This window comes from Streptomyces turgidiscabies Car8 (assembly GCF_000331005.1).
Taxonomy (GTDB): Bacteria; Actinomycetota; Actinomycetes; order Streptomycetales; family Streptomycetaceae; genus Streptomyces; species Streptomyces turgidiscabies.
This window is the reverse complement of record NZ_AEJB01000446.1, coordinates 1-13199: the sequence shown is the minus strand read 5'-3', so window position 1 is coordinate 13199 and position 13199 is coordinate 1. Positions and strand designations below refer to the sequence as shown.

Sequence of the window (13199 nt, the reverse complement as noted above, 5' to 3'; positions counted from 1 at the left end):
CACCGGGCGGGTTACCGGCCGGGTGACGGCGCTGCCTTCCGGTCCGAAGAGGTCGTCGGACCGGCGACTCCTCGGACCGGACAGCGTCGCTCAGCCCGCCAGATTCAGGGTCCAGGTGCGGGACCGGTCCCTGTCGCAGTCGAACTGGACCAGTCCGACGTTGTTGTCGGTGGAGCGGCCACCGGCGACCGTCGCGCACTTGCCCGTCTGGTCGTTGACGAGTTCGTAGGCACCACCGTCCCAGTTGACAAGGCTCCAACGGCGCGAGGCGTCCGAGTCGCAGTCGAACTGGACCAGTTCGATGTTGTTCTCGGTCGAACGCCCGCCGGCGACCGTCGCGCACTTGCGCGTCTGCGCGTTGACGAGCTGGTAGGAGTTGTCGTTCCCGTTGGTGAGCTTCCAGCGGCGCGACGGGTCGGTGTCGCAGTTGAACTGGACGAGCCGGACGTTGTTCTCCGTCGAACGGCCGCCCGCGACCGTCATGCACTTGCCGGTCTGCGGGTTCCTGATCTGGAACGCGGCTCCCGAGATGACGGATACGGAGTTCCTGGAGTCCGGTCTCTCCGGCTGGGCGACCGTGGGGGTCGGCAGAAACATGACACCCCCGGCGAACAGGACCGTCGATGCCGTCAGAAGCCGATGTGCCCGAGTGTGCTTGCGCATGGCAGCACTCCCCTCCTGGCGATGGGAGAGAGGTCAGCGAGATCGTGGGGCGGTGGGCAGCCGCGGTCAGGAGACCGAGCCGGCTCCTTGTGCGGGGCTCTGGCCACCGGTCAAGGTGCAGCTGTCCTTCCCACTATTGGCGCCCTCCGCCGGGCCCGCAACCGGGGCGTGGACCTGCGGCGCCGTCGCGTCCGTTTCCTTCAAGACCGGCCTTCGGCACAGCGCCTAACGTGCCCGTATGACCTCACACGCGACCCCTCACCCGACTCCGCGCCCCACTCCCCGGTTCGACGCCGTCGGGATCGTCACCGCCGACCTCGCCGCTTCCGTCGCGTTCTACCGCCGACTGGGGCTCGACTTCCCCGAGGGCGCCGAGAAGCAGCCGCATGTCGAGGCCGAACTCCCCGGCGGGCTGCGGCTGTTGCTCGACACCGAGGAGACCGTCCGCTCCTTCCGCCCCGGCTGGCGGCCACCCGGCGGCGGCGGCCGGATCGGGCTGGCGATGCTGTGCGGCTCGGCCGCCGAAGTCGACTCCCTGCACGAGGAGTTGGTGGGCGCCGGGTACCGGAGCGAACTGAAGCCCTGGGACGCCGTATGGGGACAGCGGTACGCGTGTGTCCTCGACCCCGACGGCAACGGCGTCGACCTGTTCGCACCGCTGCCCTCGGCCGCTCCCTCAGCTGCCCCCGCCGCCGAGTAGTTTCCGGAGCGGCATTCCCGCCAACTCCCGTACGTCCCGGGCGAGGTGGGCCTGGTCGGCGTACCCCGCGAGAGCCGCCGTCTCCGCGAAGGGGACGCCTTTCCGGGCCAGGGCCAGTGCCCGCTGGAGGCGGAGGATCCGGGCCAGCGTCTTGGGACCGTACCCGAAGGCGTTCAAGGAACGCCGATGCAACTGGCGCGCGCTCAGGCCCAGTTCGTCGGCCGTACGCCCCACCGGACGGCCCGCCTCCAGGGCCTCGACCAGACCGGCCAGCAGCGGGTCGGGCGGGGGCGTCCTGGCCGTCCTGCGCAGAGCCAGCTCTTCGAGTGCCGTCGCCGGATCGGGCGCCGCATCGACACGTGCCCTCAGGCGCCTCACCTCGACGGCTCCCCACAGATCGGTCAACTCGACGCGCCGGTCCAGGAGTTCGTACGCGGGCACACCCAGCAGGGCCGGTGCCGTACCGGGGTGGAAGCGGACGCCCACCCAGCGCGCGGGGGCACCTTCGGGGACGTACGGCCGGGTGTCGGGCCCCGCGACCAGCAGCCGGCCCTCGCTCCACAGCAGGTCCATGCAGCCGTCGGGCAGAACGGGCCGCACGACACCGGACCGGGCCGGGGCGTTCGTCCACACCGTCGCACCCGGCAGCCGGGAGGCCCGTTCCTCGTACACACGCAAAAGGCTACGCCGCCGCGCCGGGAAGACCTGTGCCCGGCCGCTGCTCAGGAGGCGGTGGTTGATCACCGCGGGGTCAGCGCGTCCAGGAGTTCACGGCCGTGCCGCCACGAGCCCAGGTCGCCGGCGGAGTTGATGTGGCCGCACGCGCCCGCCAGGTTCCATCGTGCCTCCCATCGCGCCGCGAAGCCGGCGGCCGTCTCGGGGGTGCAGTACGGGTCGTCGGCGCTGCCCACCACCACGGCCGGGCACGGCAACGGCTGTGCCGACACCGCCGTGAACGTCGCGGCCGCCTGGCGTGGGAACGCCGGCCCGCCCGGATCAGGCGGCGCGACCAGGAACGCGCCGTCCGTCGGACTTGAGGGGTTCCTGTTCAGCCAGGTGGATGCCGCCCAGCAGCCCAGGCTGTGGGCTACCAGCAGAACGCGGCTGTCCCGCAGGGAGGCTTCGTCGTATGCCTCCTGGACAGAGTCGACCCAGTTCTCCAGGTCGGGGTCGGACCACGAGGCGGGGGAGATCCTCACCGCCGAAGAGCCCCACTGTCGCTCCCACAAGGTCTGCCAGTGCTGCCCGTCCGAGCCTCCGATGCCCGGGACGATGACGTACGCGACCACTTCCCACCACCGTTTCACTCGTCGCACCCTAGGATCGCGGGGGCGTCTGCGTCCGATTCTGTTGGATGCATCACCGCCGCAGCAGCAGCGCAAGTGATCTCAAGGAAATTGATGCGTACGACGATGGAATCACTCGACCGGACAGACCGAGACATCCTCGCCCTGCTCCAGACCGACGGTCGGCTGACCGGCGCGGAGGTAGGGCGCCGCGTCGGGCTCTCGCAGCCCGCGGCCGGCGCGCGCATCCAGCGTCTGGAGCGGAGCGGGGTCATCACCGGCTACCGAGCCACGGTCGACCCAGCAGCCCTCGGTCTGAACATTCACGCGGTCGTCCGGCTGCGCACCACGCATGCCCAGCTCTCACGTGCTCTGGACTTCTCCTCCCGGACTCCTGAGATCACCTCCACCCTCAGGGTCACCGGGGAAGACTGCCTCATCTTCGACGTCCACTGCCCGCAGGCGGAACGGCTCGAAGAAGTCGTCGACGCGCTTGCCCGCTACGGCCCTGTCACCACATCTCTCGTGCTCCGCACCTACCCGCCGAAGCCGCTGACCGACGCCACACCGACAGCGTCATGACCGCACGGGCCACCTCGGCACCGCCGTCGGCCGGACGACAGGGCCAGTTGAGACTCGCCACTGGCGGCGTGTTCTGCGCGCTGCCTCACAGCGCCCGAGCGGCCCGGTCCGGGACGAGCCCCGGTCCAGTGACGGACGCAGGACCTCCCCCTCTACTGGAATCGCAAAGAGCAAGCTGAGAACCTGTATTCATGAGTACACCACCGGACGGGTTGCCCATCTACCGTGTCGTGACCGGCCCGGACGACGCCGCCTTCTGCCACCGGGTGAGCGAGGCGATCGGCCTCGGCTACGCGTTGCACGAAGGCCCAGCCATCACCTTCGACGGCGAGAACGTCATCGTCGCCCAGGCGTTGGTCTGGCGACCGCTGCCCTAGCAGCATGCCGGGCTGCCGGTGGTCGTCGTCGGTCCGGATGAGCCGATGGCCATGACCCACCCCTGACACGGGGGCCGCGGCGGCGAAAGGGTTCGACGGCCACGCCACGCCGCCGGCGCAGTAGGCGTCTTTCGTGGCCCGGGACGCCCGTAGGCACGCCTGCCGGAACCGCTCGTCCGCCCCGCTCGTCTTGTGCGCTGACTGTGTGCGAGCCAGGAAATGCGGGGGAACCTCTGATGCGGAACGTGACAAAGGCCGGTCTCACGGTGATGGCCGTCGTGACCGTACTCGGGGCCTCTGGCTGTGGGAGAGACGCCGGCGCGGCGGCGGCCGGAAACGGCGGGACACCTCCCGCGCACGGCAAGGCGTCCTCCGTGCCGCCCTCCGGGTCCGCGGTGTCGTTCGACAAGGCACCCGCGTCGTCCGGCGTCGTGGGCACGTCGTCCGGGGCGGTCCGGAGCGCGGCGGCTCGCCTCACCCGGCACGTGCCGTGGAACCTGGACATTCTGGACCAGCGGTCGCGGCCGTTGAACGGGAAGCTCACCACCACCGCCACGGGCAAGGGCGTTCACGTCTATGTGATCGACACAGGGATGGACATCGCCCACACGGAGTTCGGTGGACGCGCCCACCCGGGCGCCGACTTCGTGGGCGCCCAGGACTCCCGCGACTGTTTCAGCGAGGACGGGATCGGCCACGGCACGTTCGTCGCAGGCGTCATCGGCGGGGCGAAGTACGGGGTGGCGCCCAAGGCTCAACTCGTCCGGGTCCAGGGCATCCTGTGCGAGAGCGGAGGCGGCGGCACCCCCGCCGCGGCCGAGGCCGCCCTGGTGAAGTCGGTCAAGTGGGTCACCGCGCACGCGCAGAAGCCCGCGGTGGTGAACATGTCCCTCAACCTCGACCACCGGTCGGCGGCCCTGGAGTCCGCCGTGAGGAAGATGGTCGACGCGGGGATCCCGACGGTGGTGTCGGCCGGCAACTTCCATGACGACGCCTGCAAGCACTCCCCGGCCGGCGTCCCGGGCACGATCGTCGTGGCGGCCTCCACCACGAACGACCGCCCGTGGAGCGACGGCGGCTCCTACGGTTCGGGGTACGGACGGTGCGTCGACCTGTACGCCCCCGGCCAGAAGGTGACCGCCGCCCTCGCCGGCGGCGGCACCGCCACCGAGGACGGCGGCGCCACGTCCTGGGCCGCACCGCACGCGACCGGTGTGATCGCCCTGTACCTGTCGGCCCACCCCCACGCCACGGCCGACCAGGTCCACACCTGGCTGGACCACACAGCCACCCGCGGCGCCCTGCACGGCGTACGCTCCGACACCCCCAACCGACTGCTCAACACCGGCGGCCTCTGACCGGCACCAGACACGCACAGCAACAGCCACGCCCACGGCCACCCGGTCTCACTTCTCGGGCGGCGGGCCCTCTTCCGTCTTGGGGGCGCTCTTCGCGTGGGTCCGCAGGCGGGACGTCACGTCCTCCGGGGGCAGGAAGCGCGACCAGCGTTCCGGGAACTCGGAGGGCATGTCGCAGTCGTCGGGGTCGTCGTCGGCGTCCTCGTGGGGCTCGTGGGAGTGGACGACGGCCATCCGGGCGATGTACTCGGCGGCCTCCTCCTCACGGATCCGTTCGTTGGCCGCGCGGGCGGCGGCGGTGGCGGCGGCCGGCCAGACGCGGTCGATCGCCGCGTTGACGGCGGCCCCGACAAGCACCGCGAACGCGGACACCCCGACCCACAGGAGGACGGCGACGGCCGCGGCGAGCGAACCGTAGATCGTGGCGCCCTCGATCGTCTTGGTCAGGTAGATACGCAGCAGGAAGCTGCCGAACACCCACATCGCGAGGGCCATCAGCGCGCCCGGGACGTCCTCGATCCACGGTGAGCGCACCGGGACCGACACATGGAACAGCGTCGTCAGGAACGCGATGGACAGCAGGATGACGACGGGCCAGTACAGGACCTGGACGAGCGTCTCCGACCACGGCAGGACGTTGAGCACGGCGTCCGGGCCCGCCACCATCAGCGGCAGGGCGACCGAGCCGATCAGAAGCGCCACGACGAACAGTACGAAGGCGACGAGCCGCGTCTTGACGATGCCACGGACGCCGTCGAGGCCGTACATGACGGTGATGGTGTCGATGAAGACGTTCACCGCGCGCGAGCCGGACCAGAGGGCGAAGAGGAACCCTATGGAGATGACGTCGGGCCGGCCGCCCTTCATCACGTCGTTCAGGATCGGCCGGGCGATCTCGGCGACGCCCTTGTCGGAGAGGACCGTGCGGGACGCCTCCAGGAGGTTGGTCTCCAGGCTGGTGATGGTGTCGGTGCCGGTCCAGTCGTCGACGTAGCCGAGCAGCCCGATCAGGCTCAGCAGCAGGGGCGGCACGGACAGCAGCGTGAAGAACGCCGCTTCCGCCGCCAGACCCAGGATCCGGTACTCGACGCACGAGTTGACGGTGTCCTTCAGCAACAGCCATGCGGTCCTGCGCTTGGAGACGTTCCGGTAGAGGACGCGCGCGCGGTGGAGCCGGCCACTGGGGCTCTCGGGAGATTCACTTGCTGCCTGCACGCCCTAACGGTATCGGGCGGGCGCCACCCCTCTCACCCTCCGGTGCCCCGGTCACGGCGCAGCGCCCGTGGGCCGCTCCCTTCCCTCCGCTCCCGTGACGCTGCAGAAAACGAAGAGAAACCCAGCGGAAACCAGGCGGAACGATACGGCAGATAAATCGAATACTATTTCTGTCATGTTCTTGGCGGCCATTTTCCGGCGCTCGTAAACGGAATACCGCCCGGCAATTACACCTGCCCTACGGAAAGCTTCCTGGTGAGGCAGGCGAACACTTAGTCGCCATCTGTACGAAAAGTCGTGACTCTGTAACAGGAAAGCGACATTACGCCGAGCGACCTTGACCCCCTCATAACCGGGTCGAAACAATTCGGATTGCATTCGCCGGGGCACACCCGCCCGAGAGAGTGCGAAGCAAGACCACGGGGGCATCCGGGCCCCGACCCAAGCCCGACCGAGCCGCGTTGCCCGTGATCCGCGTGATCCGTAGGAAAAACCGCACGACAACGTGCGGATCGACGACTTGCCGCACGCCGCGCTCATCGACAGTTTCCGCTCATACGTCATTCGACATTCGACATTCCACCCGCACGCCATTCCCCATAGCGCGTCAGCTGTCACTCCCGTCCACAACCGCACCACGGACACACAGCGGACGCGAAATCCATCGCGCCAATTTACGGAGCGACCCATGCCTTTACCAAGGTTTGCCTCGCGATCCCGGCCCTCCCGTTCGAACCGCTTTTCCACCGGAGGCCCGGCGGTTGTCACGCGGGAAAACGCAGCATCGGCTCCACGCATCGCCGGAGTGGACGTGGCCCGCGGCCTCGCCCTGCTCGGGATGTTCTCCGTACACGTCTTCGGTGCGTTCGAGCCGGACGACTCACCTACGGTGGCCTGGCAGTTGGCGGGCGGCAGGTCCTCGGCGACCTTCGCACTGGTGGCCGGGGTCGGCCTGGCCTTCACCACCGGCGGCCGTACGCCCCGGGTCGGCCGCGGCTCACTCGCCGCCGTCACCGCCCGGGCGCTGACCGTCGGTCTGATCGGGCTGCTGCTCGGCTACGCCGCCAACGCGGGCGGCCTCGGCGTCGACGTCATCCTCGTCTTCTACGCCCTGCTGTTCCTGCTCGCGCTGCCCCTGCTGACCCTGCGGGCACGGACGTTGGGGTGCGTCGCCCTCGCCTTGGGCGTGCTCGCGCCGTTCCTCGTCCACGTGCTGCGGGGGGTGCTGCCCGAACCCGCCTTCGACGGTGATCCGACGCTCCAGGACGTGGTCACCGACCCGGCCGGTCTCCTCGGCGACCTTCTCGTCCACGGCCCCTATCCGGTGCTGGCCTGGACGGCGTACCTCTGTGCCGGCCTCGCCATCGGGCGCCTTGACCTCTACGACCGGCGCACCGCGACCCGGCTGCTGACCGCCGGGCTGGCGCTCGCCGCCGCTGCCTGGCTGGCCTGCTCCTGGTGGCTCTTCCGCCGGGGCGGCCTGGAACGGCTGCGGCGGACCGAGTTCGCGGACGCGACCGGGCCGCACGCCCGTGACCAGGTCCTCTGGGACACCCCGGACGGCGACACCTGGTGGTCGATGGTCTCCCGCGCCCCGCACTCCACCTCGCCGTTCGACCTGCTGCACACCCTCGGCGCGGCCACGGCCCTGCTCGCGGCGGCCCTGCTGCTGACCCGGGTCACCTGGGTGCGGCGCGCGCTGCTCCCGCTCGCGGCGGCCGGAAGCATGCCGCTGACCCTGTACACCGCCCACGTCCTGTTCCTCTCCACCGGAACGCTGAACGGCTCCCCCGGCCTCCAGTACGCCGTCCTGGTCGCGGGCTCGCTGCTCTTCGCGGTCGCGTGGCGGCTCACCAGGGGCCGGGGACCCCTGGAGGTCCTGGTCGCGGGGGCGGCCCGGAAGGCCCGGGCGTGGGAACGCGGAAGCGGAAGCGGACGGCGGCCCCCGGGGAGCCCGTCCGATCTGCCGGTCCGCCGATCCGAACCAGCTCAACCATCTCTACCAGCCGCACCAGCCGCACGAAGCGAAAGCCAGAACCAGCACCGCTAGGGAACTCCTTGCGGGGGAAAAGTGAGGGGCAAAATGGGGGGAAATCCGATCGAGTTGGCGCCCATACCGCCGACCGATCCGACCAGGCACACGTCCGGCGCCGGAGGCGGCACCGAGCGGATCCTCGCCGATGTGCTCGCGGGCGTCATGAAGAGCGACCATGTCCCGCTGGACAGCCACTTCTTCGACGATCTCGGCGCCAACTCGCTGGTCATGGCGCACTTCTGCGCCCGGGTCAGGAAGCGCGACGATCTGCCGTCGGTGTCGATGAAGGACGTGTACGGCCATCCGACGATCCGGAGTCTGGCGGCCGCGCTCACCGGCGCCCCCGCCGAGGCGCCCGTCGCGCCGCCGGCCGAGGCCCCGGTGCCCGGCAGTACCTCGCGCTATGTGCTGTGCGGGGCCGCGCAGTTGCTGATCTTCGCCGCGTACTGCTTCCTCGCCGGGCTCGTCACGGTCGAGGGCTACCAGTGGATCAGCGCCGGTTCGGGAGCCGTCGACGTCTATCTGCGGTCGGTGGCGTTCGGCGGCGCCGTGTTCGCCGGGATGTGCGTACTGCCGGTGCTCGCCAAGTGGGTGCTGGTCGGCCGGTGGCAGGTGACCGAGTTTCCCGTCTGGGGTCTCGCCTATCTCCGCTTCTGGACGGTCAGGGCGCTGCTGAACGCCAACCCGATGCGCCTGTTCACCGGAAACCCGGTGTACGTGCTCTATCTGCGGGCGCTCGGTGCGCGGATCGGCAAGGGCGTCACGATCCTCTCGCCGACCCTCCCGGTCTGCACCGACCTGCTCACGGTCGGCTCGAACACGGTCATCCGCAAGGACTCCTACTTCCTCTGCTACCGGGTCGTCGCCGGACGCGTCCGAACCGGGCCGGTCACTCTCGGCAGGAACGTCCACATCGGTGAGAAGACCGTCCTCGACATCGGTACGTCGATGGGCGACGGCTCCCAACTCGGCCACGCCTCCGCGCTGTTCGAGGGCCAGACGGTGCCTGCGGGGCTACGTCGGCACGGCTCGCCCGCGCAACCCACGGACGTGGACTACGTACGCGTCCCCGAGGCCCACTGCTCCACCGTCCGACGGGCCGCGTACGGCCTCGCCAGTCTTCTCCAACTCCTGCTGGTGTACGTCCCGTTGGCGGCCGGGGGCGGGTTCCTGCTGCTCGACCTGGCCCCCCGTCTCGAGGCACTGGTCGACCCGGACCTGGCCGACATGACCTCCGTCCGCTTCTACGCCGAAGCCGTGGGCCTGTCCCTGGCGCTCTTCGTCGCCGTGATCGTCGTCGGAGCCGTGACCGTGTCCCTGGTCCCCCGGCTGCTGAACCTGGTGATCCGGCCGGGCCACGTCTATCCGCTGTACGGCCCGCACTACTCGGCGCAGCGGGCCGTGGCGCGGCTGACCAACCTCAAGTTCTTCAAGTGGCTGTGCGGCGACAGCTCGTACATCGTCCACTATCTGCGGGCCATCGGGTACGACCTCTCGCACGTCGAGCAGACCGGCTCCAACTTCGGTACGGAGGTGGGGCACGAGAACCCGTACCTGGTCTCGGTGGGCCGCGGCACGATGGTCGCCGACGGGCTGTCGGTCCTCAACGCCGACTACTCCGCCACGTCCTTCCGCGTCTCGCGTGCGTCGATCGGAGCGCACAGTTTCCTCGGCAACCACATCGCGTACCCCGTCGGAGGCCGTACCGGCGAGAACGTACTCCTCGCGACCAAGGTGATGGTGCCCCTCGACGGCGAACTCCGCGAGAACGTCGGCCTGTTGGGCTCGCCGCCCTTCGAGATCCCGCGGTCCGTGGAGCGCGACAGCAGCTTCGACCATCTGCGCGACGGCGACGAGTTCCACCGCCGGCTCGCCGCGAAGAACCGCTACAACCTGCGCTCGATGGGCCTGTTCCTGTTCGTCCGCTGGCTGCACTCCTTCCTCCTGACGGTCCTCGGCTTCGCCGCCCTCGCCGTGCACGGCACGCACGGCATCGCGGCCGGCGCGCTGGTCGGCGCCTCCCTGGTCCTCGGGCTCGTGCTCACCGCCGGGTACTACGTACTGGTCGAGCGGCTCATCACCCGGTTCCGGCGGCTGGTACCGCGGTTGGTGTCCATCTACGACCCGCACTTCTGGTGGCAGGAACGGCTGTGGAAGGTGCCCGTCGAATTCCTCGTCGTGTTCAACGGGACGCCGTTCAAGAACCTGCTGTGGCGGCTGATGGGCGTCCGCATCGGACGCCGGGTCTTCGACGACGGCGCCATCATCACCGAGCGCACGCTCACCACGATCGGCGACGACTGCACGCTCGGCGCCCACAGCAAGATCCAGGCCCACTCGCAGGAGGACGGCACCTACAAGTCCGACCACATCGTCCTCGGCGCGGGCGTCACTCTCGGCACCGGCGCTCTCGTGCACTACGGCGTGACGATGGGCGACGGCTCCCAACTCGCCCCCGACTCCTTCCTGATGAAGGGCGAGGACGTGCCGTGCCTGGCCCGCTGGGGCGGCAACCCGGCGGTGGCCCTGCGCAGCGACCAGATCGCATCCGGCCCGGACAACGCACACATCGAACGCATCGCACAGACAGCAACGGGGGCAGACCTGTGAACACCGTTCCACGCTGGATCTCCGACCAGGCGCCGGGCACGCCCGAGCAGCCGCGCTACGGGTCGTACGAAGTCCCGCTCGACGCCGCTCTGTCGAGGTCGGCCTCCTTCGAGTCCGCGCTGCTCGCCGCGCACGCCAAGGTCCTCGCCCTGCTCTCCGGTGAGCGGGAGGTCACCACCGGGTACGTGGCGGTGAAGGGCGAGCGGCCCGTGCCCCGCCGGATGCTGGTCGGGCCCGGCACCTGGCGGGAACTGCTGGCACTGACGGACCTCGCCGGCGAGCCGGACAAAGCGTCGTACGAGACCGTGCTCGACCCGCACGGCGGCGAACCCGGGGAAACCGGAGCCGACGGCACCGTGCTGCACCTGAGCGTCGGCGAGCACACCCTGCGGGTGCGCCACCGCACCGATGTCCTCGACGCCGGCGCCGCCGCCCGGATCGCCGGCTACCACCTCACCGCGCTCTCCCTGCTGACCGCCGAACCGGACGCCGACCACGAACGGCACAGTCTGCTGTCGGAAGACGAACTCGCCTTCCAGCTCGACGGGTTGGCAGGGCCGGAACGCGAACTCCCGGACCACCGGGTGCACGAGCTGTTCGAGGAGCGGGTACGCAAGCACCCGGACGCCGTCGCGGCCGTGCAGGGCGGGACGGAGTGGACCTACCGGCAGCTCAACTCCCGGGCGAACCAGCTCGGTCGGGCGCTGCTCACCCGGGGGCTGACCCGTGAGGGTGTCGTCGCCGTGGTCACCGAGCGCAACCTCGACTGGATGGCCGCCGTGCTCGGGGTACTCAAGGCGGGCGGTGTCTATCTGCCGGTGGAGCCGCACTTCCCGGCCGAGCGCATCGCCGCCACCCTCACCCGCGCCGAGTGCGCGTTCGTCGTCACGGAACACGGCAGCACCACCACGTTGGACGGCGCGGGCACGGACGTTCCGAGGCTGTACGTCGACGAGATCGGGGCGGAGGGGCACGCGGACGACGACCTCGGGGTGCGGGTGGACGCGGACCAACTGGCCTACATCTACTTCACGTCCGGGTCGACAGGTGAGCCCAAGGGCGCGATGTGCGAGCACGCGGGCTTCGTCAACCACGTCCTCGCCAAGCTGGAGGATCTCGGTGTCGGCGAGGGGCAGGTGGTCGCGCAGACCGCTCCCCAGTGCTTCGACATCTCGCTGTGGCAGCTGGTGTCCGCGCCGCTCGTCGGCGGCCGGACGCTGCTGGTCGCGCAGGACGTGATCCTGGACGTCCCCCGGTTCGTGGACACGATCGTGGACGGCGGGGTCAACGTGCTCCAGATCGTGCCGTCGTATCTCGAAGCCGTACTGGCCGAGTTGGAGCGGCGGCCCCGCCGGCTGCCCGGACTGCACTGTGTGTCGGTCACCGGGGAGGCGGTGAAGCGGGAGCTGGTGCAGCGCTGGTTCGCCGCCCAGCCCGGCATCAAGGTCGCCAACGCCTATGGCCTGACGGAGACTTCGGACGACACCAACCACGAGGTGATGGACCGGGTGCCGGACGGGCCCCGCGTCCCGCTCGGCCGGCCCGTGCGCAACGTACGCGTGTACGTCGTCGACGAGCATCTCGCGCCCGTGCCGCTCGGGGCGCCCGGGGAGATCGTGTTCTCCGGGGTGTGTGTCGGGCGCGGGTACGTCAACGACCCCGAGCGCACGGCGGCGGCGTTCACCGTGGACCCGTACCGGCCCGGTCAGCGGCTCTACCGCAGCGGTGACCACGGGCGCTGGCTGCCCGACGGCAGGCTGGAGTTCCTCGGCCGCCGCGACACCCAGGTCAAGCTGCGGGGGTTCCGGATCGAGATCGGTGAGATCGAGAACGCGCTGCTGCGGGTCCCCGGGGTCCGGGACGGCGCCGTGGTGGTCGTGCGGGGCGCGCGGCTGGCGGCGTTCTGCACCGGCAGCGAACTCACCTCCGTGCAGGCGCGGTTGGCCGAGTCGCTGCCCGCGTACATGGTCCCTGCGGCCGTGCACTGGCGGGAGCGGCTGCCGCTGACCGCCAACGGCAAGACGGACCGCAGGACGCTCACCGCTCTCGCGGAGGAACTCGCCGCCGCCGAGGACCGTGCCGGGGACGGCGTGCACGGGCCGGAGACCGCCGGGGAGCGGCGGCTGGCCGCCGCCTGGGCCGAGGTGCTCGGCGTGCCGGCGGACCGGGTCGGCAGGCTGGACCACTTCTTCGACCGCGGCGGTACCTCGCTGTCGGCCGTCCGGCTCGCGATCGCCCTGAACCGGGCGATCACCCTCAAGGACGTCGTCCGTCATCCGGTCCTCGCGGACCTGGCCGAGCTGCTCGACACCCCGGCCGCGACCGCCTGACGACGGCGGCGCCGCCACACCGAAAGGAACGACGACACCATGA

11 protein-coding genes are annotated in these 13199 nt (G+C 70.3%); 7 read left to right on the top strand and 4 right to left on the bottom strand.

Annotated elements, in window-relative coordinates; genetic code table 11:
* Positions 1-90 precede the first annotated feature (90 nt).
* Positions 91-663: an RICIN domain-containing protein gene (locus STRTUCAR8_RS32575; protein ID WP_006380451.1), complete on the bottom strand. Its 573-nt coding sequence runs from the start codon at positions 661-663 to the stop codon at positions 91-93.
* A gap of 238 nt (positions 664-901) precedes the next feature.
* Here STRTUCAR8_RS32575 and STRTUCAR8_RS32570 point away from each other — a divergent pair, with 238 nt between their 5' ends.
* A complete protein-coding gene (locus STRTUCAR8_RS32570; protein ID WP_006380452.1) occupies positions 902-1363 on the top strand; it encodes a VOC family protein in 462 nt (153 codons plus the stop codon).
* Here STRTUCAR8_RS32570 and STRTUCAR8_RS32565 read toward each other — a convergent pair.
* Together STRTUCAR8_RS32565 and STRTUCAR8_RS32560 are read right to left on the bottom strand one after the other, a co-directional pair.
* Entirely contained in the window at positions 1340-2035 is a 696-nt protein-coding gene (locus tag STRTUCAR8_RS32565; RefSeq protein WP_044473296.1) for a helix-turn-helix transcriptional regulator, read from the bottom strand. The genes STRTUCAR8_RS32570 and STRTUCAR8_RS32565 overlap by 24 nt on opposite strands.
* A 68-nt stretch (positions 2036-2103) precedes the next feature.
* Positions 2104-2670 carry an RBBP9/YdeN family alpha/beta hydrolase gene (locus STRTUCAR8_RS32560; protein WP_006380449.1) on the bottom strand — a complete coding sequence of 189 codons (567 nt, stop codon included), beginning with the start codon at positions 2668-2670 and terminating at the stop codon, positions 2104-2106.
* Between the two features lie 105 nt (positions 2671-2775).
* Here STRTUCAR8_RS32560 and STRTUCAR8_RS32555 point away from each other — a divergent pair, with 105 nt between their 5' ends.
* From STRTUCAR8_RS32555 to STRTUCAR8_RS32545, 3 genes are all read left to right on the top strand, one after another.
* Positions 2776-3231, top strand: coding sequence for an Lrp/AsnC family transcriptional regulator (locus tag STRTUCAR8_RS32555; RefSeq protein ID WP_044473295.1), 456 nt, complete (start codon positions 2776-2778; stop codon positions 3229-3231).
* A gap of 191 nt (positions 3232-3422) precedes the next feature.
* The gene (locus tag STRTUCAR8_RS32550; protein ID WP_006380456.1) at positions 3423-3608 is read left to right on the top strand and encodes a DUF1737 domain-containing protein; all 186 of its coding nucleotides are present in this window, start codon (positions 3423-3425) and stop codon (positions 3606-3608) included.
* A gap of 236 nt (positions 3609-3844) precedes the next feature.
* On the top strand, positions 3845-4966 hold the full coding sequence (locus STRTUCAR8_RS32545) for a S8 family peptidase (protein ID WP_006380457.1): 1122 nt from the start codon (positions 3845-3847) through the stop codon (positions 4964-4966).
* Between the two features lie 48 nt (positions 4967-5014).
* Here the strand turns inward: STRTUCAR8_RS32545 and STRTUCAR8_RS32540 are convergent, their stop codons facing one another.
* On the bottom strand, positions 5015-6181 hold the full coding sequence (locus STRTUCAR8_RS32540) for a YihY/virulence factor BrkB family protein (protein ID WP_006380453.1): 1167 nt from the start codon (positions 6179-6181) through the stop codon (positions 5015-5017).
* Positions 6182-6986: 805 nt separating this feature from the next.
* Between STRTUCAR8_RS32540 and STRTUCAR8_RS32535 the strand changes: the two genes are divergently transcribed.
* The 3 genes from STRTUCAR8_RS32535 to STRTUCAR8_RS32525 are packed head-to-tail and all read left to right on the top strand — an operon-like array spanning position 6987 to position 13156.
* Complete coding sequence (locus tag STRTUCAR8_RS32535) at positions 6987-8231, top strand: heparan-alpha-glucosaminide N-acetyltransferase domain-containing protein (RefSeq protein WP_267889059.1); 1245 nt, start codon at positions 6987-6989, stop codon at positions 8229-8231.
* A 33-nt stretch (positions 8232-8264) separates the two neighbouring features.
* Complete coding sequence (locus tag STRTUCAR8_RS32530; RefSeq protein ID WP_078507392.1) at positions 8265-10826, top strand: Pls/PosA family non-ribosomal peptide synthetase; 2562 nt, start codon at positions 8265-8267, stop codon at positions 10824-10826.
* The gene (locus STRTUCAR8_RS32525) at positions 10823-13156 is read left to right on the top strand and encodes a non-ribosomal peptide synthetase (RefSeq protein WP_006380455.1); all 2334 of its coding nucleotides are present in this window, start codon (positions 10823-10825) and stop codon (positions 13154-13156) included. Before STRTUCAR8_RS32530 ends, STRTUCAR8_RS32525 begins: the two co-directional genes overlap by 4 nt.
* Positions 13157-13199 lie beyond the last annotated feature (43 nt).